This window comes from Alloalcanivorax dieselolei B5, assembly GCF_000300005.1.
Lineage (GTDB): Bacteria > Pseudomonadota > Gammaproteobacteria > Pseudomonadales > Alcanivoracaceae > Alloalcanivorax > Alloalcanivorax dieselolei.
The window spans coordinates 3,968,179-3,991,325 of the sequence record NC_018691.1; the positions used below are offsets into that span (position 1 = coordinate 3,968,179).

A 23,147-nucleotide genomic window follows, 5' to 3' on the forward strand; every position below is an offset into this window, starting at 1 on the left:
CGGGCCGCTCGGGGCTCAGGCCAGCCCCATCTTCTGGGCTTTTTCCCACTCGGCCCGGGTATAGGTCTGGATGCTTACGGCATGAATGGTACCGTCGGCGATCGCCTGGTTGATGCAGCCGTAGACCAGTTGCTGCTTCTTCACCGGCATCAGGCCCTCGAAGGCATCGGACACCACGCGGATCAGAAAGCGGTCACCGCCGCCGTCCACCGCCACCTCGGCATCGTCGAAGCCGGCTTCCACCAGCGCCTTCACGTCTTCCGGATTCATGGGAACTCCTCATTCGAATGAACCGGCAATAATACGCGAGGGCGCGGGGCCTTGCCATGCCGGCCCCGCGTCAATGAGGGAGGGAAACGGAGGAATCAGTTGACGTTGGCCTTGTTCTCGACCTCGTCAGCCACGTCGGCGGCGGACCAGTTGGCGATGACCGTGTCCATATCATTGTGCTGTTGCATGGACTGGGCGAACTGCTGCTTGTAGATCTGGCTAAGGTCAAGTCCGTTGACGTAAACATTGACCACACGCCATTGGCCGTCGCCCAGGAACAAAGTAAAGAAGATCGGCACCACCTGGCCGGAGTTGGTGGAGAACTCCATGCGCACCCGCGCATAGTTGCCACGGCGGTCTTCCTCGCGCAGAGGCAGGACTTTCATCTTCTGGCCGTCGTACATCGTCACACCGGAGGCATAGGTGTTGACCAGGCTGTTCTCGAACACCTCCAGGAAGCGGTACTTCTGCTCCCGGGACGCCTGATCGAAATAATCCCCCATCACCACCCGGGTAATCCGTTTGAAATCCACCAGATCACCCAGTTCCTCGCGCACCAGTTCGCGGGCGTATTGAGGATCGTTATTCAGCTTCTGGCGTTCCGCGTCGATGCGCTTGGTCATGCGCTCGACGGTCTGCTCCACCAGCTTGCGCGGGTCCTGTTCCGCTTGCGCCAGACCGGCGGTCAACAGCAGCAGCACCGCCGCCATGAAGGAAAACCATTGTTTCGGATAAGTCATGCGTTCACTCCCTGGTCTAATCGGTCAGCACCGCCACGGTTGAAGGCAACGGCGGACTCACCGCATCCTACACAGGCGGGATCGGCCCCGGAAGCCGCCCATGCCCGTATATGACGATTTGATGGCTTTTAACGTATGGGGTTCCCGAGCGCCTATGTTGCCCGCCTTGCTCACCAGTGTGATTGCCCTCATGGTCCTGTCCTGGAGCTCGGACCGGTTTGTCACCGGCGCCGCCGGCCTGTCCTTGAAGCTGGGCCTGTCGCCGGCACTGGTGGGCCTGACCCTGGTGGCGTTCGGCACCTCGGCCCCGGAGATTCTGGTTTCCGCCACCGCCGCGCTGAGCGACAGTTCCGCACTGGCGGTGGCCAACGCGCTGGGCTCCAACATCGCCAATATGGGGTTGGTGCTGGCACTGACCCTGCTGTGGCGCCCCGTGCCCTGCCCCCAAGACAGCCGCCATCAGGTACTCAGCGTTTGCTTGCTGGTCACCGCCCTGGCCGGAGTGGTGCTGATCGACGGCCGGCTGACCCGTGTCGACGGCGTGCTATTACTGGCCGGCCTGACGGTACTGGCGGTGGCCACCTGGAAACGCAAGGCGTTAATGGAGGCGCCGCCGCGGGATAATCCGGAAGGCGGCCGTGGGCGGGATCTGCTGCTGTTCCTTGGCGGCCTGGTGCTGCTTCTGATCAGCGCCCGGGCGCTGGTCTGGGGTGCCACTGAAGTAGCCCGGCAGTTGGGTGTCGGCGAGGCCCTGATCGGTCTGACCCTGGTGGCGCTCGGCACCAGCCTGCCGGAACTGGCCACCTGCCTGGCGGCCACCCGTCGCGGACACGGCGAACTGGCCCTGGGCAATGTGCTTGGCTCCAACATCCTCAATTTGCTGATGGTGCTGCCGATGCCCGCTCTGCTCGGCCCCGGCAGACTGGCCGACCCGGCACTGCTGGATCGCGACTACACCGCTGTGGTGCTGCTGACCCTGGTCATGGCGCTTGGCATGATGTTGGCGGTACGCCGCCCCCTGGGACGTGGCACCGGTCTGGCACTGTTAGCCGGATACGGTGTCTATTTGATGGTGCTCTGGCGAGGCCTTCAGGCAACATCCGGTGTATAATCGGCGGCTTCATCAGGCCCCGTCGACAAATCCCGGCGGCGGACCGGGCCGCGACCGTGAAGGGAGACCCTATGCCTTACAACTTCATCGCCACCGCGCGCCGTGTACTGGACGAGGAAGCCCAGGCGGTGGCCGCGCTCAGTGCGCGTGTGGATAAGGATTTCGAAAACGCCTGCGAGCGCCTGCTGGCCTGCACCGGTCGCATCATCGTCACCGGCATGGGCAAAAGCGGCCACATCGGCACCAAGCTGGCGGCCACTCTGGCCAGCACTGGCAGCCCGTCGTTCTTCGTCCATCCGGGGGAAGCCTCCCACGGTGATCTGGGCATGATCACCAGCGAGGACGTGGTGCTGGCGCTGTCCAATTCCGGCGAGACTCAGGAAATACTGACCATCATCCCGGTGATCAAACGCAAAGGCAGTGGGCTGATCAGCATGACCGGCCGCCCGGAATCTTCCCTGGCGCAATTATCCGATGTTCATCTGAACGTGGCGGTGAAGGAAGAAGCCTGCCCGCACAATCTGGCCCCCACCTCTTCCACCACCGCCGCCCTGGCCATGGGCGATGCCCTGGCCATAGCGCTGCTGGAAGCGCGCGGTTTCACCCCGGAGGATTTCGCCCTCAGCCATCCCGGCGGCAGCCTGGGACGCCGGTTGCTGCTCAAAGTGGACGATGTCATGCACGGAGAGGAACAACTGCCAGTGGTCAGCGCCAGCACCCCCTTATCCGATGCTCTGCTGGAAATGACCCGCAAGGGCCTGGGCATGACCACGGTGGTGGACGAGGACGGCAAGCTGATCGGCATCTTCACCGACGGTGATCTGCGCCGCACCCTGGAGAAAGGCGTCGATGTCCGTGTCGTCGGCATTCGCGATGTGATGTCACCGCGCCCGGTCACCATCCAGCCCGGCCGTCTGGCGGCGGAGGCATTGCAACTGATGGAGACGCGCAAGGTGAACGGTCTGATCATCTGTGACGACCAGCAGCGCCCGATCGGTGCGCTCAACACCCAGGATCTGCTGCGCGCGGGGGTAATGTAATGACGCTGGGGATAAAGCCGGAACAGGCTCTGCGCCTGCGCTTGATGGCCTTCGACGTGGACGGCGTGATGACCGATGGCCGTCTCTACTACGGCCCGGACGGTGAGATGCTGAAAACATTCAACACCCTGGACGGCCATGGCTTGAAAAAACTGGCGGCCAGCGGCGTCACCCTGGCCATTATCACCGGCCGCGACTCCGCCATGGTGGCCCGCCGGGCCCGGGACCTGGGTATCGAACACGTGATCCAGGGTCGCGAGGACAAAGGCGTGGCCCTGTCCGCGCTGGCACAACAACTGGGCCTGAGCGCCGGAGAAATCGGTTACATGGGCGACGACGAACCGGACGTGCCGGCGCTGGAGTGGGCCGGGCTGGGCTTCGCCCCGGCCAACGCCCACGCGGCGGCGCGCAGCGCCGCCGGCACTGTCACCGAGGCGCGCGGCGGCGAAGGGGCGGTACGGGAAGTGTGCGACAGCCTGCTGCGGCTGCGGGAGGGGCAGTGAGACGGCCCGGCCTGCTCAGCGCCAGCGGCGTCATCCTGCTCGGGTTGATCGTGATGATGACCCTGCACGAATGGGGCAACCCACTGGAAGGTGACAATGAAGCGTTCCTCAGCGCCCCGGTGATCACCGCGGAAAACATTGTCGCCCGCCAGTTCAACCGCGACAGCGGCGAAGTGGAATACCGGCTTCTGGCCAACAATCTGGAACAATACGAACGCGAAGCGCTGACGCTGCTCGATCACCCGGACCTGCGCCTGAACAACGGCAACAGCCAGTGGACCATCCAGGCCGACAATGGTGAAGTACGCGACAACGGCGATGTGATCGTCTTCGAAAACAACGTCGAGGCGGTCAGCAAGAACAACGGCGTCACCCTCGATACCCGGGAGCTGCACTACCTGAGCCGTGATCGCCAGGTTTCCGCCCCGGACACCGTCAATATGCGACACAGTGAAGGCAGCACCCGGGCGGGCCGCATGGACGCGGACCTGGACACCGGGCGCATGACTCTCAAGCAAGGAGTAGTAAGTGAATTCAAAGGACCCAAGCCATAACGGTCCGGTGCATGGCCCGCTGCGCCGTCTGCGCGCGGTAATCGCCGCCGCCATTCTGGTTCCAGCGCTGGCCGTGGCCCAGTCTGGTGCCGAAGGCCCGGTGGAGGTCAGCGCCAACCAGGCGGTGTTCGAACGGGACGCCGGCACTGGCGTATACCGGGGTGACGCCGAGCTGATCCAGGGCAACCGTCGACTCAACGCCGATGTCTTGCGGCTGTTCACCGAGAACGAGCAACTGGTGCGGGTGGAAGCCACCGGCAGTCCGGTGCGCATGCGCGAAGGCAAGGACCTGGACGCCCACGCCGACAACCTGGTCTACGATCTCAAGCGCCGTCGTCTGATCCTCACCGGCAACGCCTATGTGCAGCATCAGGGCAACACCTTCGAAGGGGCCCGGGTGGAATATGACCTCAACTCCCGACGGATGGATGCCAGCAGCGAGGGCGACAAACGGGTGCGGCTGGTGATTCCCGCCGCCAATGCCTCCCAGGCTCAGAGCGGCGATAACGGCGACGAGGCGTCGCAAACCGGCGAAGACAACCAGGGCCAGGACGACGGCGCGCCACAATCGCCCGCCAACAGCACCCCCAATGAAACGGAGAGCCCCTGACCATGGCGAAACTGAATGCCCGCCAACTGGCCAAAAGCTACAAAGGGCGCCGTGTCATCGAGGACGTCTCCCTGGAAGTGGAAGCGGGCCAGATCGTGGGCCTGCTGGGCCCCAACGGCGCCGGCAAGACCACCTGCTTTTACATGATCGTCGGGCTGGTGGAAGCGGACGCCGGGCGCATCGAGATCAACGGCGAGGACATCACCCACCTGCCCATGCACGGGCGCGCCAAGCGCGGTATCGGCTACCTGCCTCAGGAGGCGAGCATCTTCCGCCGTCTGACCGTGGAACAGAACATCATGGCGATCCTCGAAACCCGCAAGGAACTGAGCAAAGCCGAGCGCGAGCAGGAGCTGAACAATCTGCTCGAGGAATTCCACATTACCCATATCCGCGACAGCATGGGCATGAGCCTGTCCGGTGGCGAGCGGCGGCGGGCGGAGATCGCCCGTGGCCTGGCCACGGATCCGGCGTTCATTTTGCTCGATGAGCCGTTCGCCGGGGTCGACCCGATCTCGGTGAATGACATCAAGGGCATCATTCGTCATCTCAAGGATCGCGGCATCGGCGTGCTGATCACCGACCACAACGTGCGCGAAACGCTGGATATCTGCGATACCGCCTATATCTGCAGCGCCGGTAACATCATCGCCGAGGGCGATTCCCAGACCATCCTCGGTAATCAACAGGTCCGCGACGTCTATCTGGGCGCCGACTTTCGGCTATGACGCGCCTCTACTCTTTTTCAATTGCAATTTCAACATTGGCATACATATTGCTTAAATGAATTGCGAAACCTTGAAAGACGCTGCTATTCTGCCGCCTTGGCGATTCACCGGACCACCAAGGCAGTATGAAACCGAGTCTACAACTCCAGATCGGCCAGCAGCTCACCATGACGCCGCAGTTGCAGCAGGCGATTCGCTTGCTGCAACTGTCGACGCTGGACCTGCGCCAGGAAATCCAGCAGGCGGTGGAAACCAACCCCCTGCTGGAACTTGAAGAGGGGGTCGAGGCCTACACCGAGGACGACACCCCCGCCGATGACGATTGGGAAGCGGAGGAAATGGACCTCGAACGCGACGAGGCCCTGGACGACCTGGTGGATGGACCGGTGGAGAGCGACAGCGAATGGGACGACCTCTATGTGGGCCAGTCCGGTTCCGGCTCGGGCGGCGGCGAGGACGATGACGCCGACGCCTGGCAACAGCGCCACGTCGCTCCGGTCACCCTCCAGGACCATCTGCTCTGGCAACTCAATCTCAGCCCGATGAGCGACCGGGACCGGGTCATCGCCGGCATCCTCATCGACGCCCTCGACCACCGTGGCTACCTGTCCCTGCCCCTGGATGATCTGCTCGACACCGCCGAGCGGCAAATCGCCGACGCCGATGATCCGGTGGAGGAAGACGAAGTGGTGGCGGTCCTGCACCGACTGCAGCAATTCGACCCGATCGGCGTGGCCAGCCGTGATCTGGCCGAATGCCTGGGCGTGCAATTGCGCCAACAGCCCGCCGACACCCCGCACCTGGACACCGCGACCGCCCTGCTCGGGCATCTCGCGCTACTGGAAAAGCACGACTATGCCGGACTGCGCCGCACCATGGGGGTGACGGAAAGCGATCTCCTCGACGCCCTGGCGTTGTTGCGCACCCTGGACCCGGCCCCGGGCGAACAAATCGGCGGCGAGGTGGCGGAATACGCGGTTCCCGATGTGGTGGTGCGCCCCTTCCGCGGCGGCTGGCGGGTGGAACTGAACGAAGAAGTCCTGCCCAAGGTCAACCTGAACGCCCAGTACGCCCGCCTGGCCCGCCGCACCGAGGGCGAGGACGGCCAGTACCTGCGTAACTGCATGCAGGAGGCGCGCTGGTTCCTGAAAAGCCTGCAAAGCCGTAATGACACCCTGCTGAAGGTGGCCCGGCGCATCGTCGAGGTGCAGCAGGACTTCTTCCACTATGGCGAGGAAGCGATGAAACCGCTGGTGCTGGCCGATATCGCCGAGGCGGTGGAGATGCACGAATCCACCATCAGCCGGGTCACCAATCAAAAGTTCATGCTCACGCCCCGAGGGGTGTTCGAGCTGAAGTATTTCTTTTCCAGTCACGTGGACACGGAAGGCGGCGGTGAATGTTCTTCCACCGCCATTCGTGCCATCATTAAGAAGCTGGTCGCCGCCGAGAACCCTCGCAAGCCACTCAGCGACAATAAGCTGGCCAGTTTGCTCAATGAGCAAGGGATCAAGGTGGCGCGCCGGACCGTCGCCAAGTATCGGGAGGCGATGCGAATCCCGTCTTCCAGCGCTCGCAAACGTCTGGTTTGACGACGCGGGAAACGGCTTATAACCCGGGCCAGAGGCCGGGGTTAAATAACGAGGCAAAGGAGCCAGCTATGCAAATCAACATCAGTGGCCATCACCTGGATATCACCGAAGCCCTTCGTGATTATGTGGACGACAAGTTTTCCAAGCTGGAACGGCATTTCGACCAGATCACTAGCATTCAGGTAATCCTGTCCCCGGAGCCGAACACCCACAAGGCGGAATCCACCATCCACATTTCCGGCGGCGAAGTCTTCGCCACCGCCGAGGCCGGTGACATGTACGCGGCTATTGATGCCCTGACCAGTAAGCTGGATCGTCAGATTCTCAAACACAAGGAGAAGACCGTGAGCCGCAAGCACGGTCACTAAGCGGATCTATGCGAGTACGAGAACTTCTCACCGAGGACCGCACCCATAACGGTATCGAGGTGGGTAGCAAAAAACGCCTTCTGGATCAGGTTGCCGAGCTGGCCGCGGCCAGTTGCGGCGACCTCGGTGCCCAGGACGTGTTCGATGCACTGGTGGCCCGGGAGCGCCTGGGCTCCACCGGTATCGGTGAAGGCATCGCCATCCCCCACTGTCGGCTCGGACGCTGCGAGCAGGCAGTGGGCCTGCTGCTGAAACTGGCCGAACCGGTGGACTTCGATGCCGTGGACGGCCGGCCGGTGGATCTGGTGTTCGTTCTGCTGGTGCCTGAACAGAACCCCGAACAGCACCTCAAGACCCTGAGTCACCTGGCCAACCTGTTCAACGACGAGGATTATCGGCGTGAACTGCGCCAGGCCACGGACGATCACCAACTCTATATTACCGCCGTGGAGTCAGAGGCCGAATTGCGCCTGGCTTCATAAGCTACGACGGGGCCCATGCGGCCGGTTCTCCCCGGCCCGGGCGTCTTTTCGGGGAAGAAAGCGTCAATCGCCATGAAACTGACCATTCTCAGCGGCCGGTCCGGATCCGGTAAGACCACGGCTCTGCAAGCACTGGAAGACCACGGTTATTACTGCGTGGACAACCTGCCTCTGGGCCTGTTGCCGCAACTGGCCGGGCAACTGGATGACGAGGACCGGGTGCTGGAGCGGGTGGCGGTGGGGATCGATGCCCGCAACCTGCCGCGACAACTGCTGGCCTTTCCCTCCACCCTGGCGGAACTGCGCAAGTTGCAGGTGGAAACGGAAATCATCTTTCTCGACGCCGATCACGGCACCCTGCTCAAACGCTTCAGTGCCACCCGGCGCCCACACCCGCTCAGCGGCGATGATCGCACTCTGGCCGATGCCATCGCCTATGAAGCCGAACTGCTCTCCGACATCCGCATGCGCGCGGATCTGGTGATCGACACCAGCACTCTGGATGTCCACTCCCTGCGCAACCAGATCCGCCAGCGGGTAGCCGGCCGCAACGTCAAACTGTCGCTGTTGATCCAATCGTTCGGCTTCAAGAACGGTCTGCCCAACGACGCCGATCTGGTCTACGACGTGCGCATGCTGCCCAATCCCCACTGGCACGGCGATCTGCGGGCCCTGACCGGTCGCGACGACAAAGTAGCGGCCTTCCTGCAATCTCATCAGGAAACCGAGGATTTGATCGACGATATTTTCCAGTTTCTGGTTCGCTGGCTACCCCGCTATGCCGCCAACGACCGCAGTTACGTTACCGTTGCCATCGGCTGCACCGGTGGCCGCCATCGCTCCGTCTATCTGGCCGAGCAGTTGGCTCAGCGCCTGCGCAATAAAGCCATCCCCCTGCATGTGCGGCATCGGGAGCTGGAGGGATGATCGAGAGGGAACTCACCATCATCAACAAACTGGGACTGCATGCCCGCGCCGCCGCCAAAGTGGTCAGCGTGGCGTCACGTTACAGCTGCACTATTCAGGTGCTTCACAACGAGCGTCAGGTCGACGCCAAGAGCATCATGGGCCTGCTTACCCTCGGCGCCGCCAAAGGCACCAACCTCAGGGTGCGGGTGGACGGCGATGACGAGCAGCCGGCCATGGCGGAACTGGCCGACCTGTTCGCCCGCCGTTTCGACGAAGAAGAGTGAAGAGGCCACTGTAGGAGCTTGCCCTGCAAGCGAACTCTTTGAACGTTGCGCATTCGCTTGCAGGGCAAGCTCCTACAGCGGCTTCGTGGTCCGGTCTACTGCCCGTCCTTCCGCTCCCTCTCGCTGCGCGCCCAGTTGATGACATAACTGCGGCTGACGCGATCGTGCAGGAGATTCCCTTTCAGGAACAGGTTCACCAGGATCACCACCTTGCTGGTCAGCGCATTGACCACTACGAACGCCATGACCCGCCATACATTGTGCAGGAATGACAGCCGCTCAAACTCCAGATTCGTTACCCTGAGCCCCAGCATCCGTTTCCCCGGAGTCGCCTGCCTGGGTCCTGCCTCCATGACCAGCGCCATCAGCATATAGGCCGGCACGGCGAGCATGGCAAAAAGTCCGAGGAAAGCGCCAACACCACTGGCATCGGCATCACCATTAGCATCCGCCACCATGACGCTCACCACCCATATCGGCATGACCAACAGCGCCACCAATACCAGCAGATCGATGACGATAGCGGCCATACGCAGGGTCATGCCGGTGAAATAAAGGGTTTCGGGTGCCGGCTCGGAGCTTGCCTGACGCGACGGCGGCACCGTCTCCTTACCACCACGCAGCCCCTGCAATAAGGCCTGATCGCCGGAAGAATTCGTATCCAGGGGGGCCAACACCCGATCCATGGCGGTATCGCCAAAACGGGCCGCCAGCAAGCCACGACGCCCTTCCCAATCGAACAGGCTGCTCAAATAAGCCAGTGTCACCGCATCCAGAGGCGGCTTGTTATCCTGCTGCCGAAGCCGCTCCACCAGCCCCGCCATCAGGGCATCACCCAAACCATGGTGAAAGGCGCTGTCCAGCATCCAGGGACTGTTGGCGAGGAAACGCCATTCCTTCTCCTCAGCCGGCCGCCCCTCGCGCTCCAGCAAAGCCTGGCACTGGGTCAACAGTCGTTCGTGTTCACGACTGGCCGCCAGCCACTCGTCTTCTTCCGGCTCCCGTTCTTCCTCCCGCTCACGTGCCGCGGCCCAGGCCGGCTCCGGGTCCCGCGCCGGCGGGGGAGGCTGATCCTGGAACGCCGGCTCAGGTTCCACCGGAACCACCGGCGCTGGCCATTCCGGTGTCTCGGGCGGAAGCGGCTGAGTCTCGGCGGCCGTGGCAGGGGATTTCTTCTCCGTTCGCTTCCCGGTTTCCGTTTCCGGCTCCGTATCGCTGGCGGCAGCGGCACGGGCACGTTGCTCGGCAAGGCCCAGGGCACGTTTGTAGGCGGCGTGCAAAGCCTGGAATTGCTCCGGATGTTCATCCGGGCGGGTGCTTTTCAGCAAGCGCGCGTAGGCACGCTTGACCGCCCGGGTATCCCCGGTGGCCTCAAGCCCCAGGACGCGCCAGGGATCCATCAGAACCAGTCCTCACTCTCCAGACTGTCCAATGCCTCCTTGAACTCCTTTTGGACCCGGGCGATGTCCAGAGGGTTTTGCCGGTCCAGAACCTGCTCGAACCGTCCCATCAGGTCCGCGATGAACTCCCGGCGGTCTCCCAGACTGGACTCATACAGTCGTTCGCCGCGGGCCAGAAGGGCACGGTTTTCCTCGCCGTCCCGGGGGTGAAACTTCAATGCCGCCAGACGTTGCAGGGATCTTGCCTTGTCGTCTTCGCTCAAGGCACCCGGCGTATGTTCGATCAACTGATAATAGGTCTTGCCGGTGGACTCCACCTTCACGTCCACTTCCAGAAGACCGTTCATGTCGTAGCTGTAACGGACAATCACGCTTTCCTGTCCACGTGGTCCCTTGGGCACCGTCACGCTCAACTCGCCCAGATAGACGTTCTTCTCCACCAGGCGGTTTTCGCCCTGATAGATCCGGATCTTCATCTTGGTTTGGTTGTTGGACGCGGTGGACAGATGGCGTTCCACACTGATCGGCACCACGCTGTTGCGTTCGATGATGGGCAGAAAGTAATCGCCCAACCGGGGGTTGTCCTCGTTGATCACACCGGTGCCAAGTGTGTAGGGGCAAACATCGGTAAGCACCACGTCGTCCAGCCCTTCCCCCCGCGCCAGCAGGCCGGCCTGGATGGTCGCGCCCACGGCGACCACGGTATCCGGATCCAGATGACAGGAGGGCAGCCGGCCGAACATCTTGCCGACAGTGGAGCGGAACAACGCCAGGCGGGTGGAACCGCCCACCAAGACCACGTCATCCACCTTGTCAGGGTGCAAGTTGGCGTCCCGCAATGCCCTTTCGATGGGATGCTTCACTCTCAGTAACAGCGGCGTGACGACACGGGCGAACCACTCCGGCGTCACCTCGTGGGTCACCTCCCGGTCCCCCAACTTCAGGTTCAGAGTCTGGGCGTTGCCCAGGCGACGCTTGGCGCCTTCCATTTGCAGATACAGATTCTGCATCACACTGGCCGGCAAGGCATCCCGGCTCAGTCCATGCTCGGCCAGCACATCGTCGATCATGGCATCAACGAAATCCTCGCCGCCCAGGAAGTTATCGCCGGCGCTGGCGTGCACTTCCATCACACCGTCGAAGAATTCCAGCAACGACACATCGAACGTGCCGCCCCCCAGGTCGAGAATCAGAAACAGCCCTTCCTGCTTCTCGTGGAGACCATAGGCCATGGCCGCGGCGGTGGGCTCATTGATCAGCCGCCGAACCGTCAGCCCCGCCAGCTCCGCCGCCTGTTTGGTGGCGTGACGCTGGTTGTCGTTGAAATAGGCGGGAACGCTGATCACCGCTTCCGTCACGGTCTCCCCCAGGTAGGTCTCGGCGTCTTCCTTGAGCGAGCGCAAAACCAGGGAGGACAGCTCGGTGGTGCTGAAGCGCTGATCGCCAAGGGTAATCTTGTGGTCGGTGCCCATGAGGCGTTTGAACGCCGCCACCGTTCTGTCGCTATGATGAATCAGTCGCTGACGGGCGGTGCGGCCCACCATGATCTCTCCGCTGGCATCCACGCCCACCACGGACGGCGTCAGCACGTCGCCCAGGCGATTGGAAATCAGCTCCACCCCTTGCCCGGTCCAGACACCACACGCGCTGTTGGTGGTGCCCAGATCAATACCGATGATCGCCATGGCCTCTCCTTTCGCCATTCACAGCCCCAAACGAACGCCGGGCGGTATCAAACCGCCCGGCGAGGATCCCGGCGCCAATTGGCATCGGGTAAGGTCATGCTGAGCGTATCAGACAGAGGCAGGCTGCTGCGGCGCGGCTTCACCCAACTCGAAGATATCGCGGAACGAGCAATAGATGGTGGCGGAGTACAGAGCCATCAGCACCAACATCACCAACAGCATCACCACACCGAACACGAACATCAGAATACCGCTGATCACGCCCTGTCCGAGCACTCCGGTAATCACTCCAACAATGATCGCCGCCGCGATACCCAGCACCAGGAAAATCAGGAAACCGATGATGCCGTACCACAGCATGGCCAGGAAATTGCGGAATACCGCGGTGAAACTCTCCACCATGGCCGCGAACGCATTACGCTGCCCGAAGAACACCAAAGGCACCTGGAACCAGATCGCCGCCATGTAGGGAATGATCAACAACAGAGAGACCAGGCCGAACAGGATCATCTTGGCGATGCCAAAGGCCGGGTTCATCATGGGCGCGGCGTAGGGGTCGGCAAAGGAGCTGAACATCATCATCAACTCACTGCCAAAGAACAGTGCGCCAAGAATGCCGATCAAAACAAAAAAGACCAGCATCGCCACGATCTGCGCCAGACCGGCCATGAACAGCGGCCCGGTCTGATTGGAAAATCCGACGAAAAGGTCACCGAAGGAAAACGTGTTTTGCTCACGTACCCTGTGGGCAATGAAATACAAGCCGACGACGAATACCGGCGCGAACAGGGTGGGAATGAAAGTGCCGATAAAAGGAATAAACGCGGTGATCAGACCGATGGCCATGAAAATCAGCAGGAAGACGAAAGTCGCCAATGCCCACATCAGCTTGTTCTGACTCACGATCCGCCATGCCTGCGCCCACCAGGCACCGCCGTTCCCCACCGGCCGCTTCTGCGCCTGCCCTACCGTTCCCGATCCCGCCTGTGTCACCAGCACATCCGCGCTGGGCCCCTGATATGGATTATTGGATTCCATAATGTATGCTCCTTGTCCTTGGTTAAGCCAAACAGTCAATAGTCATTCTGAAAGACGAAAAACAGCTAGCGCCCGGCGACTTTCATGGGCGACAACAGTAACGAACCACAGTGGATATTCCCCCTTCGATCCACATCCGTGCCACTGCCCAGAACGCCTCCGAACATATCCTTCAGATTTCCAGCAATAGTAAACTCTTGCAACGGTCGCTGTATAACGCCGTTTTCCACCCAGAACCCCGCGGCGCCGCGAGAATAGTCTCCTGTGACAAGGTTCACACCCTGTCCCATCACTTCGGTGACCAGAATCCCCGTTCCCAGGCGACGCAACAGGGCTTCCCGGCTTTCCCCGGTGTCGCTCAGAATGACGTTATGTACTCCTCCTCCGTTACCGGTGGGTGACAATCCCAGCCGGCGGGCCGCGTACAGTCCCAGGGCATAGCCTTTGAGCTCGCCATCCTCGATGAAATCCTGGTCCCGGGTGGGCAGCCCATCGCCATCGAAGGGTGTGGAACCATTGCCGGCCGTCATCAACGGCCGCTCTCCCAAACGAAATCCCTCGGGCAACACCCGGGAGCCGAGTGCGTCACACAGGAAAGAGGCACGCCGATACAGTGAGCCGCCGCTGATGGCACCGATCAAATGGCCAATCAGGCCACTCGCCATTTCCGCCGAGAACAGCAGCGGAAACTCGCCGGTGGCGGGCACATCGGCCCCCAGCCTGGCCAGCGTGCGTTCACGGGCCTTTTCACCGACCTGCTCCGGGCTGGCCAGCAGCTCCGCACGACGGCCGCTGTCGTACCAGAATTGTCGCTGCATGCCGGCCTCATCCTGAGCCACCACCGCGCAGCTGCGGCTGTGATGGGTGCCGGCGAACCCCTCCAGAAAACCAGCGCTGGTGCCCAGCACGTACAGACTGGCGCCGGTGCTGAGCGAAGCGCCCTCGGAATTGACGATGCGCGCATCGTCGCGAGCCACCGCCTCACACCGCTGTGCCTGTTCGATGGCCTGGTCGGTGGTCAATGCCCAGGGGTGGTACAAATCCAGATCCGGCACCTGATGCGCCAGCAAGCCGGCATCGGCGATACCCGAGTGGGGATCCTCCTCGGTATGGCGGGCAATGGCGCAGGCCGCGCGCACCGCGTCGCAGAGGCTTTCGCGGCGGTCATCCGAGGTGCTGGCCTGTCCCTTGCGATGGCCGAAGTACACCGTCACCGACACACCCCGGTCACGATGAAACTCCACCGTTTCCACCTCACCGAGGCGGACGTCCACCGACAACCCTTGAGACAGAGACAAGTCGACTTCCGCATTGCTGGCGCCCTGGCGGCGCGCCTCTTCCAGTACAAAAGCCACGGTGTCCTTAGCCACATTCAACTGGTTTGGGCCGAGATCGGCTGACGGACGGGGGTGATCGGACATAAAATAGGGTTTCCTTCAGCTTGATGGCGGAGCGTTCGTGTCGCGGCGGACCGGCTCCCATAAACAATGACCGAGTATAACGAGCCCCTACCTCCCAGCAAAACGCAGCTCAAACAGGAAATGTCGGAGCTGCAGCAGACCGGGCTGGACATCATGGCGTTGAAACCGGCGCAACAGGCACGGCTGCCGCTCAATGACCCGCTGCGGCGGGCGCTGGAAGAGGCCCGCCGTATCACTAATGCCGATGCTCAACGCCGCCATGCGTTGTTTGTCGGCCGCCTGATTCGCGATGCCGAAACCGATGCCATTCTCTCCGCCCTGGCCGCGCTCAAGGACCCGGTACGGCAGCAGCGCCTGCTGCAATGGACCGAGCAGGTCATGGCAGCGGCCTCGGCCAAGGAAGCGGAACCGGTGATTCAGCAAATCCTTGAGTTCTATCCGCACGCGGACCGCCAGGCGCTGCGCAATCAGGCGCGCAACCTGATCAAGGCGCGCCTGGACGACCCCGGCGCCGCCGAACAGGAGCAACGTGAGCGCTTCAAGCGCGAGCGTAAGCGCTTTCTTGGCGTCCTCAACGATCTGGAAAGAAACGCGCCTTTGTATTGACGAAGCCGATGCTAGCCGATCGGCTCGCCATCGGCGGACAGCACTCCGGCGACAAACTGCACCAGCAACAGGGCCGACAACAGCATCAGCGGTATCCGCCAATTACCGGCGCTATCGTGCAGCAGCCCCAGGGTCACCGGCCCCAAGGCCGCCAGCAGGTAACCGACGGACTGACACAGCCCGGACAGACCGGCGGCGGCCCGGGCGTCCGCGCCACGCAGAGCGATCAGCGTCAAACCGGTACTGATCATCGACCCTTGTCCAAGGCCAAGCAGCACCACCCACAATACGGGCTGGCTGGTGGGCGCGATCATCAGAGCCGGGACACTGATCAGCAGCGGCACGTGCAACAGCACCATGGCCAGGCGCCGGTTACGCATTCGGGCAAAAAACAACGGCGCGCAAAAGTTGGCGGGCATACCGGACAGATTGAACAGGGTCAGCAATTCTCCCGCCCGGGCCTCGCTCATGCCGGCATCGACGAAGACCGTCGCCAGCCAGGCGGTAAGGCTGTAGTACAACAGACTCTGCAAGCCGAAGAAGACACTGAACACCCAGGCACGGGGATTACGCCACAATCCCAACGACGGCGCCTTGCCGGGCGCGGCGGGGGTCCGGTATGGCAGCATGAAGCACCAGCCGATAGCACCGGCCAGGGCCACCAGCGCGCAAGCCGCCAGCGGATAACGCCAGTCACCACCGAAGGCATCCCGTACCGGCACCGCCATACCAGCGGCGGAAGCCGCTCCCAGGGTCATGGTGACCGAATAGAGCGCGGTCAGCGCCGCCACCTTGCGAGGGAAGCGGCCGCGCACCAGACTCGGGATCAGCACATTCATGACGGCGATGGCGGCACCCAGCAACACCGTGCCCGCCAGCAGCCAAAAGTAGCTGCCGAACAGTCGCAGCACCAACCCCAGGAACAGCAGCCATAGCGCCGTCAGCAGGACCGTCTCCAGCCCCCAGCGCTCGGCGAAGCGGGGCGAGAAAATCGACAACGCGCCAAAGCACAGCAACGGCAACGTGGTCAGCAGCCCCAAAGCACCACCGCTGAGCGCCAGATCCTCCCCCATGCCATTGGCCAGGGGGCCGATCACGACGATACCCACACGCAGGTTCAGCGCGATCAGCAACAGGGCAACGAGAAACAACGGTAACGGCAGGCGTCGCGCCTGCCCGCTATTTGGCATGGTCCTAACCCAATGGCAGCATGAAACGCGCCAGCCGGGACGAGGTCTGCCGCAGATGAGAGCACAACAGCGAGGCGATGTTCTCCATGATCACCGCCGCCGCCCGGGGACGTCGGCGGCGCAATTGCTCAAACCCTTTGCGGGTCAGCACCACCAAAGCGGAGTCCTCCACCGCGCGTACGGTGGCGGAACGGGGCTGTTGATCCACCAGTGCCATTTCACCCAGAGAATCACCGGGCTTGAGCTGGGCGATAACCACCTCGCCCTGCTCGGCATGATGTTTGATGATATCGAGACGGCCGCTGGCGACGAAGCAGACAAAGTCGCTGTGATCCCCTTCCCGACACGCGGTTTCCCCCGCGTTCACCCGATTCACGAACACCAGTTTTTCCACCACGGCCAGCTCTTCGGCTTCCAGACCATCGAACAGCCGCATATGAGACAATAATTGCGACAACGGAATGCTCGGCATTCCTGTACTCCCTGCAGTACAACTCCACCAGCCCGGACGGGCTCTCTCTTCCTTTGCCCCTCACCGACTCCTCACGCAGTACCACCCACCGTCAGCGAGTCCACCCGCAAGGTCGGCTGCCCCACGCCCACCGGCACCGACTGGCCTTCCTTGCCGCATACGCCGATACCGGTATCCAGGGCGAGGTCATTGCCCACCATGGAGATCCGGCTCATCACCTCCGCGCCGCTACCGATCAGTGTGGCGCCCTTGACCGGACAAACGATCTTGCCCTTTTCCACCAAATACGCCTCGCTGGTGGAGAACACGAACCGGCCGGAGGTGATGTCCACCTGACCGCCGCCGAAGTTCACCGCGTAAATGCCGCGATCCAGGCTTGCCAGTATTTCCTCGGGATCGGATTCGCCCGGCAGCATGTAAGTGTTGGTCATGCGTGGCATGGGCAGATGGGCATAGGACTCCCGGCGACCATTGCCAGTGGGCGCCACGCCCATCAGGCGGGCATTGGTCTTGTCCTGCATATAGCCGGTGAGCACGCCCTTTTCGATCAGCACGTTGTAGCCACTGGGCGTCCCTTCGTCGTCCACGGTGAGCGAGCCACGTCGATCCGGCAAGGTACCATCATCCACCACCGTGCACAGATCCGACGCCACTTTTTGTCCCATTCGGCTGGCGAACATGGACGTGCCCTTGCGATTGAAATCCCCTTCCAGACCGTGCCCCACCGCCTCATGCAGCAATACCCCGGGCCAGCCGGGCCCCAGCACCACCGGCATGGCGCCGGCGGGCGCCGGCGCCGCTTCCAGATTGACCAGCGCCTGCCGTACCGCGTCACGGGCCCAGGATTCCATGCGCCCGTCCTGTTCCAGCCATTGGTAGGACACCCGGCCGCCGCCTCCGGCACTGCCCCGTTCGCGGCGGCCATTACGCTCGGCGATCACCGAAATATTGAAGCGCACCAGCGGCCGCACATCCGCCGCCAGGGTGCCATCGGTGGCGGCCACCAGGATCACGTCCTGCACCCCGCTGAGGCTGACGGTGACTTCCTTTACCGCCGGATCCAGCGACCGCGCCAGCCGGTCCATCTCCTGCAGCACCGCCACCTTGCGTTCGCTGCTCCAGACCGGCAACGGGTCCAGCGGCGCATAGCGTTCGGGCATGGCCCGGCCGCCCTTCACACGCACCGCTTTGCTGCTGCCCTGACGCCCGATCGCGGCGGCGGCGTTGCCCGCCTGAGTCAGGGTGTCCAGGGAAATATCATCGCTGTAGGCAAAACCGGTTTTATCGCCGCTGACGATACGCACGCCGGCACCGCGTTCCAGATTGAAGCTGGCATCGCGCACCAGCCCGTCTTCCAGCACCCAGGCTTCGTGGCGGCTGTGCTGGAAGTAGATGTCGGCGTAATCCGCCTGTCCGGCCAGTTTGCCCCCCAATAGGGCCTGCAACTGATCCGGGGCCAGCTCCGCCGGCGTCAGCAGAATATCCGCCGCCAGAGTAAAGCGTTCATCGGAGATCATAGAAACTTTCCACCGTGAATCGTTGATGCTGGTGCACCGGCAACGCGGAGCGCACCTGCGTAAGAGTCGCGCGGTCCACGTCGCCGAGAACCACCGAGGGCTCGCCGCCAGCTTGGGCGACCACCCTACCCCATGGGTCCACCAGCATGGAATGACCAAAACTCGCCCGTTTCTCGCTGTGCTGTCCGCATTGGTTGGCGCCCAGCACGTAGCAACCGTTTTGCACCGCGCAAGCGCGCAGCAGCAATTCCCAGTGCGCCGCACCGGTGGTGGCGGTGAAGGCACTGGGGTAAATCAATAGTTCAGCGCCCTGTGCCACCAGAGCACGGGCCAGAAGCGGGAAACGCAGGTCGTAACAGATCGCCATGCCCAGAGTCAGGCCGGCGGCTGGCGCGGTGACCACGGCATCACCGGGTTCGAATACCTCCGATTCCCGATAACGCCCCTGACTGTCCTGCACATCCACATCGAATAAATGCAGTTTGTCGTAACCGGCGCTCACCTCGCCATCCGGCCCCAGCAACACACTGCGTGTGCGCACCCGTGGTGCCGGCACTTCACTGCCGTCAGGACGGTATCGCGCTGGCAGGCTGCCGGCCACCAGATACAACTGATAACGCCGCGCCCGCTCCGCCAGCCACGCCAGCAGTTCGTCATACCGTGCCGCCAGTTCGCGGTAATCCACGCCGTAACCGGCGAAGTTCTCCGGCAATAGCGCCAGACGGGCACCACCGGCGGCAGCCCGCTCCAGGCCCGCTTCCGCTTCGCGCAGGTTGTCCGTCAGCACCTTGCCGCTGGTCATCTGCACCGCGGCCACGGTGATCACGTCACTCATCGCCTCACTCCGCTTCCGTCACCCGGGGTTCCTTCCAGGGTCCGGAGACCTGGTATTCCATGGTGGTGGTCTTGTCCAGCTTATCACCCCACAGCCGCTCCACCACGAAAACCCCGGCACAAACCGCCGGACCGGCGAGACAGCCGGCATACAGGTTGCTGGAAATGGGCAAGGTCATGGCGACCTGGTTGTTCAAGGTCTGCTCCGCCAGATTCACCTGCCCGGAAACCTGGAACGCCGCCGATGGCGAGTCGATGTGCAAATTCTGGGTGCTGACAAGGGGCCCCTGGAACTGGAAATCCCCCTTGAGGGCATCGCAACTGAGGCCTTTTTTGTAGAGATCGGAGAAGTCCAACCGCAGGCGGCGCTGCAGCGTACCGACATTAAGCACGCCGAGCACACGCAAAATGGACGTGCGCGAATCGGTATCCGGAATCCGGCATTCGCCGATGTCCACGTTCACCTGCCCTTGCAACCCCAGCGGCGGCGGCGCCAGCGGCCAGCCGTTCCAGGACAGATTCACCGAAGCACGGGCATCCTTGCTCTCCACCAGGGGCGGCAGGCCCCAGGCGGACAGCGCCTTGCCCAGATCATTGGAAGACAGTACCCCCTCAAAGCGGGTGTGCTGAGCACGGTTATCGCCGGTCCAGGTCAAGGCACCGTCCAAACTGATGCGGCGCCAGCCGCCGCGCAGGCCACTGATGTGCACGCCGCCGTCCACCGGCCGCAGGTTGCCGCTCCAGTCCCCCAACGGCTGCCCCCCCAGCCGCAAATCGCTGATCGTTGCGTCCAGCGGCGGCAACGTGGAAGGAACAATGGGCGCTTTACCGGTGCCAGCATCGTTCCCGCCGGGGGCGCCCTCCGGCAGGTACAAACGGGATACCGTCAGCAGTAGCGGTCGTTGCCCCCGTGCCTGGAAGCCACCGGGAACCTGCAGCGAGGCCGCCACCTGATCCCCCAACAGCCCCAGCTCCCAGCCGGAACCCGCCGGCATGGCGGAAAAACGGACCTGCCGGAACCGCTGTCCCGCCAGCGTCAATTCACCGACATTGAACACCGCTCTGTTGACCAGACTATTCTGTCCGCCACCGGCGCCGCTGCCGGCAAGGCTGCCGATAAAGGCCATCCAGGCATTAGCGTCGGCCCGGTCCACATGCCCCAGAAAAGTCACGCCCCGGGACGGCATGTTCGGCAGATCCCCCTCGCCCAGCCGGATCACCCCGGCCACCGGGTCGCCGATACGGATCCGGCCATGGCCAACGCCGGCGTACTCCAAACGCAGATCCTGCCGTTCCGGATCCAGACTCAGCCACAGCCGTCGGCTGGTATCCGCCGATTTACCCAGCGGCGCCGGCGCATCGACAGTCACCCCGCGCAACGATGACGAGGCCTCCAGGTGGAAGCCTCGCCCGCGCCAGGGCATGCTCATGGTGATATCCACCGGCACGGTCCCGGATACCGGGGAGAGCCAGTCGAAACCCAGCCATTGCCGCAATCGCGCCGCCGGCACCCCCCCGCTCAATACCAGACGGCTGTCGGCGTCACGGGTGGTCCAGGCGCCGCTGAAGCGGCCTCCCAGCCCTTCCCCCTTGAGGTCCGGCAGATTCAATCCATTGCGGCTGTGAAAGTGCACCGGCGAGGCCACCCCGGTCAGGGTCAACCGCCGCGCCTCATTGGCCACGGTGACGCCACTCGCACTGCCATCCGCCACCACGGTTACCTGTCGCCCTTCGCCTTTTCTCAGCGGCACATCCAGCAGCAGATGCCCTTGCACCCGGCCCTCACGGAAGCGCCAATCCAACAATTCCTTTGGCAAGGTCGCGGCCAGCGGCGTGTCATGGAAAAGGCGATCAACATCCGCGGCCGGACCATTGACCTTGCCCTGCACCACCAGTTGACCGCCCTGCTCGGGAATATCCACCGCCACCTGGCTGATCTGGCTGTTGAGCAAAGTACCGCTGCCGGCGGTGGCCACCAGACGCCGTCCGTCCATCAGCACGTCCGCGTCGGCGGCGGTGGCCACCGGCCAGTCCGGCAGGAATGACAGGGCGACATCGCGGGCCTGATAGCGCATTTGGAAGGTGCGGTCCTGCTGACGTTCGCGATCGATCTTCACCGGCCCCTGGTACAGGAACTGGCCATGATCCAGATGACCGCCCCGGAACGCCTGGCCCAACCAGTCGCGAGCACCGCCGGGCAGGCGCCCAAGCGGAATATAATGACTGGCGCGGGCGCCGTCGCCGTCGAACAGATCCGCCAGCAGACGCAATTCGGGAATGTGTTCCGCCCCGCCCCGCACCCGGGCCATCGCCACCCCCCAGGCATCCGGATTGCGGGCGCGTATCGCGCCGGTGTCCAACGTCCAGGACTGCTCTTCCAGCGACCAGCGCAGCGCACCGGTGAACGCCGCTTCCAGGGCATGGTCATAGAATTCCGGCAGCATCAGGCCAAGCGTGTCGCCCCGCAGATCCGCCAAGCCCCCCTCCGGCGTGGCCGTCAGCCAGCCATTGAGGCCCGAGACGCCAGGCAGTTTATCCACCGCCTGCACCACCAGGTCACTGAAGCGGGCCTGGAGCGAACGCCAGTCCGTTCCCTCGCCGGTCAGATACAGGCTGCGCAACTGGCCTTCGGGTTGGAACACCTCAAGCTTTTGCCGGATCGGCGAGATCGATGCCGGCCACGCGAACGGCCACTGCGCCAACTGCCGTGCCAGCGCCTGCAAACGCAGGCGTTCACCACGGGCCGCCCACCGCGGGGCCTGGCCCTCCCCGGGCCGGTGCCAGGATGCCGCCAGCAGCCCGGGGGCCAGATCGCCGGCCGGCGTTTCACCCCGCACGTTGGAGAGCACCACCTCTCCCCCCTGTTCCGGGTCATAACGGAAGCGCGCGTCCAGATTCAGATCGCTGATCGCCCAGGGGGTTTCCCCATCGGTGAGCACCAGCCGTGGCGCCGAAAGGCGGGCGCTGCCGCTGGTGGGGCGGCCGTCCCTGACATCCAGCCACAGCTGCGTCTTGCCCTTCAGGTTCTCCAGGTCCAGGGGCCACTCACGGGTGTCCGGCAGCCACTCCTCCAGTCGCTCTCCATCCAACGACAAATAGGCGCCAGCATTCACCTGTTCCCAGCGCAGCGGATTGCCATCCAGGCGCAGCCGTCCGTCCACGGAAAAAGGACGGTCACGGGCCTCCAGCTTCACCGCCAGACGATGCTGATCGCCATGGTTGACCAGCGCCAGACGCAAAGACGACGCCAGCGGTGGCAAATCCGGCCATTCCAGGGAAAAGCGAGCGTCGTCGATGACGATACGGTATTGGTGATAGAGCAGGGACAACCAGCGGTCCCATTGCGGTTCACCACCTTCGAAGGCCTCCAGGCCGCGCAGATGGATCCGGCCCTGTTCGTCGCGAACCAGATGCAGATCCACGCCTTCGATACGCAGTTCGTTGAGGCGGGGCTCCCGGGTCAGTAGCGAGGCCAGCACCCGAACGCTGATTTCCACCCGGTCCAGGGTCAGTGGAGACCCGCCTTCCACCGCCGGCAGACTCAGCCCGAACAGCCGGATGCGTGGTGACAGCCCCTCCATCTCGCCTTCCAGGCGATCGATCTCGATGTCGGTGCCGAAGCGCTCCGCCACCAGCGTTTCCAGTTGTGTCTGGTATTCCGGCAGTACCGCCATGAATTGCCGCATGGCCACCACGTACACCGCCAGCAACACCAACGGGATGGCCACCAGCCACCATAGCCAGTCGCGCCAGAAGGCATGTCCGTGCCTGTCGTTTTTTCTGCTCACCTTGG

Annotated in this window: 23 protein-coding genes; 12 read left to right on the forward strand and 11 right to left on the reverse strand. The window is 63.2% G+C overall.

Features of this window, described 5'->3' with window-relative positions; translation table 11 throughout:
• Positions 1 to 15 precede the first annotated feature (15 nt).
• Positions 16 to 270, reverse strand: coding sequence for a BolA family protein (locus tag B5T_RS17625; protein ID WP_014995896.1), 255 nt, complete (start codon positions 268 to 270; stop codon positions 16 to 18).
• A gap of 95 nt (positions 271 to 365) precedes the next feature.
• A complete protein-coding gene (locus tag B5T_RS17630; RefSeq protein WP_014995897.1) occupies positions 366 to 1,010 on the reverse strand; it encodes an MlaC/ttg2D family ABC transporter substrate-binding protein in 645 nt (214 codons plus the stop codon).
• Positions 1,011 to 1,110: 100 nt separating this feature from the next.
• On the opposite strand from B5T_RS17630, the gene B5T_RS17635 reads away from it, so the two are divergent.
• The 11 genes from B5T_RS17635 (at position 1,111) to B5T_RS17685 (ending at position 9,191) form a co-directional block, all read left to right on the forward strand.
• Entirely contained in the window at positions 1,111 to 2,121 is a 1,011-nt protein-coding gene (locus B5T_RS17635) for a calcium/sodium antiporter (protein WP_229682981.1), read from the forward strand.
• A 71-nt stretch (positions 2,122 to 2,192) separates the two neighbouring features.
• Positions 2,193 to 3,161 carry a KpsF/GutQ family sugar-phosphate isomerase gene (locus B5T_RS17640; RefSeq protein ID WP_014995899.1) on the forward strand — a complete coding sequence of 323 codons (969 nt, stop codon included), beginning with the start codon at positions 2,193 to 2,195 and terminating at the stop codon, positions 3,159 to 3,161.
• On the forward strand, positions 3,161 to 3,664 hold the full coding sequence (locus tag B5T_RS17645; RefSeq protein ID WP_014995900.1) for a KdsC family phosphatase: 504 nt from the start codon (positions 3,161 to 3,163) through the stop codon (positions 3,662 to 3,664). The genes B5T_RS17640 and B5T_RS17645 overlap by 1 nt, the downstream gene beginning before the upstream one ends.
• A complete protein-coding gene (gene lptC / locus B5T_RS17650) occupies positions 3,661 to 4,218 on the forward strand; it encodes an LPS export ABC transporter periplasmic protein LptC (protein WP_014995901.1) in 558 nt (185 codons plus the stop codon). Before B5T_RS17645 ends, lptC begins: the two co-directional genes overlap by 4 nt.
• The gene (gene lptA / locus B5T_RS17655) at positions 4,193 to 4,828 is read left to right on the forward strand and encodes a lipopolysaccharide transport periplasmic protein LptA (RefSeq protein ID WP_014995902.1); all 636 of its coding nucleotides are present in this window, start codon (positions 4,193 to 4,195) and stop codon (positions 4,826 to 4,828) included. The genes lptC and lptA overlap by 26 nt, the downstream gene beginning before the upstream one ends.
• Positions 4,829 to 4,830: 2 nt before the next feature.
• On the forward strand, positions 4,831 to 5,556 hold the full coding sequence (gene lptB / locus B5T_RS17660; protein WP_014995903.1) for an LPS export ABC transporter ATP-binding protein: 726 nt from the start codon (positions 4,831 to 4,833) through the stop codon (positions 5,554 to 5,556).
• Between the two features lie 125 nt (positions 5,557 to 5,681).
• Positions 5,682 to 7,148, forward strand: coding sequence for an RNA polymerase factor sigma-54 (locus tag B5T_RS17665; protein ID WP_014995904.1), 1,467 nt, complete (start codon positions 5,682 to 5,684; stop codon positions 7,146 to 7,148).
• 68 nt (positions 7,149 to 7,216) lie between these two features.
• Complete coding sequence (gene hpf / locus B5T_RS17670) at positions 7,217 to 7,516, forward strand: ribosome hibernation-promoting factor, HPF/YfiA family (protein ID WP_014995905.1); 300 nt, start codon at positions 7,217 to 7,219, stop codon at positions 7,514 to 7,516.
• Between the two features lie 8 nt (positions 7,517 to 7,524).
• A complete protein-coding gene (gene ptsN, locus B5T_RS17675) occupies positions 7,525 to 7,998 on the forward strand; it encodes a PTS IIA-like nitrogen regulatory protein PtsN (protein ID WP_014995906.1) in 474 nt (157 codons plus the stop codon).
• Between the two features lie 72 nt (positions 7,999 to 8,070).
• Positions 8,071 to 8,925 (forward strand): RNase adapter RapZ, encoded by an 855-nt coding sequence (rapZ, locus tag B5T_RS17680; RefSeq protein WP_014995907.1) that lies wholly within the window; start codon positions 8,071 to 8,073, stop codon positions 8,923 to 8,925.
• A complete protein-coding gene (locus B5T_RS17685; RefSeq protein WP_014995908.1) occupies positions 8,922 to 9,191 on the forward strand; it encodes an HPr family phosphocarrier protein in 270 nt (89 codons plus the stop codon). Before rapZ ends, B5T_RS17685 begins: the two co-directional genes overlap by 4 nt.
• Positions 9,192 to 9,286: 95 nt before the next feature.
• Here B5T_RS17685 and B5T_RS17690 read toward each other — a convergent pair whose 3' ends face one another.
• From B5T_RS17690 to pmbA, 4 genes are all read right to left on the reverse strand, one after another.
• Entirely contained in the window at positions 9,287 to 10,591 is a 1,305-nt protein-coding gene (locus tag B5T_RS17690; RefSeq protein WP_014995909.1) for an RDD family protein, read from the reverse strand.
• Complete coding sequence (locus B5T_RS17695) at positions 10,591 to 12,294, reverse strand: molecular chaperone HscC (RefSeq protein WP_229682980.1); 1,704 nt, start codon at positions 12,292 to 12,294, stop codon at positions 10,591 to 10,593. Before B5T_RS17695 ends, B5T_RS17690 begins: the two co-directional genes overlap by 1 nt.
• A 90-nt stretch (positions 12,295 to 12,384) precedes the next feature.
• Complete coding sequence (locus B5T_RS17700; protein ID WP_014995911.1) at positions 12,385 to 13,314, reverse strand: BPSS1780 family membrane protein; 930 nt, start codon at positions 13,312 to 13,314, stop codon at positions 12,385 to 12,387.
• Between the two features lie 65 nt (positions 13,315 to 13,379).
• Positions 13,380 to 14,735, reverse strand: a complete 1,356-nt coding sequence (gene pmbA / locus B5T_RS17705) for a metalloprotease PmbA (protein WP_014995912.1) — start codon at positions 14,733 to 14,735, stop codon at positions 13,380 to 13,382.
• Positions 14,736 to 14,801: 66 nt separating this feature from the next.
• Between pmbA and yjgA the strand changes: the two genes are divergently transcribed.
• Positions 14,802 to 15,341 carry a ribosome biogenesis factor YjgA gene (yjgA, locus tag B5T_RS17710; RefSeq protein ID WP_014995913.1) on the forward strand — a complete coding sequence of 180 codons (540 nt, stop codon included), beginning with the start codon at positions 14,802 to 14,804 and terminating at the stop codon, positions 15,339 to 15,341.
• An 11-nt stretch (positions 15,342 to 15,352) separates the two neighbouring features.
• On the opposite strand, the gene B5T_RS17715 is transcribed toward yjgA, so the two are convergent.
• From B5T_RS17715 to B5T_RS17735, 5 genes are all read right to left on the reverse strand, one after another.
• Positions 15,353 to 16,531 (reverse strand): MFS transporter, encoded by a 1,179-nt coding sequence (locus B5T_RS17715; protein ID WP_014995914.1) that lies wholly within the window; start codon positions 16,529 to 16,531, stop codon positions 15,353 to 15,355.
• Positions 16,532 to 16,535: 4 nt separating this feature from the next.
• Positions 16,536 to 17,003 carry a cyclic nucleotide-binding domain-containing protein gene (locus B5T_RS17720; protein ID WP_014995915.1) on the reverse strand — a complete coding sequence of 156 codons (468 nt, stop codon included), beginning with the start codon at positions 17,001 to 17,003 and terminating at the stop codon, positions 16,536 to 16,538.
• A 71-nt stretch (positions 17,004 to 17,074) separates the two neighbouring features.
• The gene (gene tldD / locus B5T_RS17725) at positions 17,075 to 18,520 is read right to left on the reverse strand and encodes a metalloprotease TldD (RefSeq protein ID WP_014995916.1); all 1,446 of its coding nucleotides are present in this window, start codon (positions 18,518 to 18,520) and stop codon (positions 17,075 to 17,077) included.
• Positions 18,507 to 19,355, reverse strand: coding sequence for a carbon-nitrogen hydrolase family protein (locus B5T_RS17730; protein ID WP_014995917.1), 849 nt, complete (start codon positions 19,353 to 19,355; stop codon positions 18,507 to 18,509). The genes tldD and B5T_RS17730 overlap by 14 nt, the downstream gene beginning before the upstream one ends.
• A 4-nt stretch (positions 19,356 to 19,359) precedes the next feature.
• Entirely contained in the window at positions 19,360 to 23,142 is a 3,783-nt protein-coding gene (locus B5T_RS17735; protein WP_051015533.1) for a YhdP family protein, read from the reverse strand.
• Between the last annotated feature and the right edge of the window lie 5 nt (positions 23,143 to 23,147).

Excerpts from the sequence above, each read along its gene's own strand:
- B5T_RS17625 (WP_014995896.1), bottom strand. The coding sequence starts at position 270 with ATGAATCCGGAAGACGTGAAGGCGCTGGTGGAAGCCGGCTTCGACGAT.
- B5T_RS17630 (WP_014995897.1), bottom strand. The coding sequence starts at position 1,010 with ATGACTTATCCGAAACAATGGTTTTCCTTCATGGCGGCGGTGCTGCTG.
- B5T_RS17635 (WP_229682981.1), top strand. The coding sequence starts at position 1,111 with ATGCCCGTATATGACGATTTGATGGCTTTTAACGTATGGGGTTCCCGA.
- B5T_RS17640 (WP_014995899.1), top strand. The coding sequence starts at position 2,193 with ATGCCTTACAACTTCATCGCCACCGCGCGCCGTGTACTGGACGAGGAA.
- B5T_RS17645 (WP_014995900.1), top strand. The coding sequence starts at position 3,161 with ATGACGCTGGGGATAAAGCCGGAACAGGCTCTGCGCCTGCGCTTGATG.
- lptB (WP_014995903.1), top strand. The coding sequence starts at position 4,831 with ATGGCGAAACTGAATGCCCGCCAACTGGCCAAAAGCTACAAAGGGCGC.
- B5T_RS17665 (WP_014995904.1), top strand. The coding sequence starts at position 5,682 with ATGAAACCGAGTCTACAACTCCAGATCGGCCAGCAGCTCACCATGACG.
- hpf (WP_014995905.1), top strand. The coding sequence starts at position 7,217 with ATGCAAATCAACATCAGTGGCCATCACCTGGATATCACCGAAGCCCTT.
- ptsN (WP_014995906.1), top strand. The coding sequence starts at position 7,525 with ATGCGAGTACGAGAACTTCTCACCGAGGACCGCACCCATAACGGTATC.
- rapZ (WP_014995907.1), top strand. The coding sequence starts at position 8,071 with ATGAAACTGACCATTCTCAGCGGCCGGTCCGGATCCGGTAAGACCACG.
- B5T_RS17685 (WP_014995908.1), top strand. The coding sequence starts at position 8,922 with ATGATCGAGAGGGAACTCACCATCATCAACAAACTGGGACTGCATGCC.
- B5T_RS17690 (WP_014995909.1), bottom strand. The coding sequence starts at position 10,591 with ATGGATCCCTGGCGCGTCCTGGGGCTTGAGGCCACCGGGGATACCCGG.
- B5T_RS17695 (WP_229682980.1), bottom strand. The coding sequence starts at position 12,294 with ATGGCGAAAGGAGAGGCCATGGCGATCATCGGTATTGATCTGGGCACC.
- B5T_RS17700 (WP_014995911.1), bottom strand. The coding sequence starts at position 13,314 with ATGGAATCCAATAATCCATATCAGGGGCCCAGCGCGGATGTGCTGGTG.
- pmbA (WP_014995912.1), bottom strand. The coding sequence starts at position 14,735 with ATGTCCGATCACCCCCGTCCGTCAGCCGATCTCGGCCCAAACCAGTTG.
- yjgA (WP_014995913.1), top strand. The coding sequence starts at position 14,802 with ATGACCGAGTATAACGAGCCCCTACCTCCCAGCAAAACGCAGCTCAAA.
- B5T_RS17715 (WP_014995914.1), bottom strand. The coding sequence starts at position 16,531 with ATGCCAAATAGCGGGCAGGCGCGACGCCTGCCGTTACCGTTGTTTCTC.
- B5T_RS17720 (WP_014995915.1), bottom strand. The coding sequence starts at position 17,003 with ATGCCGAGCATTCCGTTGTCGCAATTATTGTCTCATATGCGGCTGTTC.
- tldD (WP_014995916.1), bottom strand. The coding sequence starts at position 18,520 with ATGATCTCCGATGAACGCTTTACTCTGGCGGCGGATATTCTGCTGACG.
- B5T_RS17730 (WP_014995917.1), bottom strand. The coding sequence starts at position 19,355 with ATGAGTGACGTGATCACCGTGGCCGCGGTGCAGATGACCAGCGGCAAG.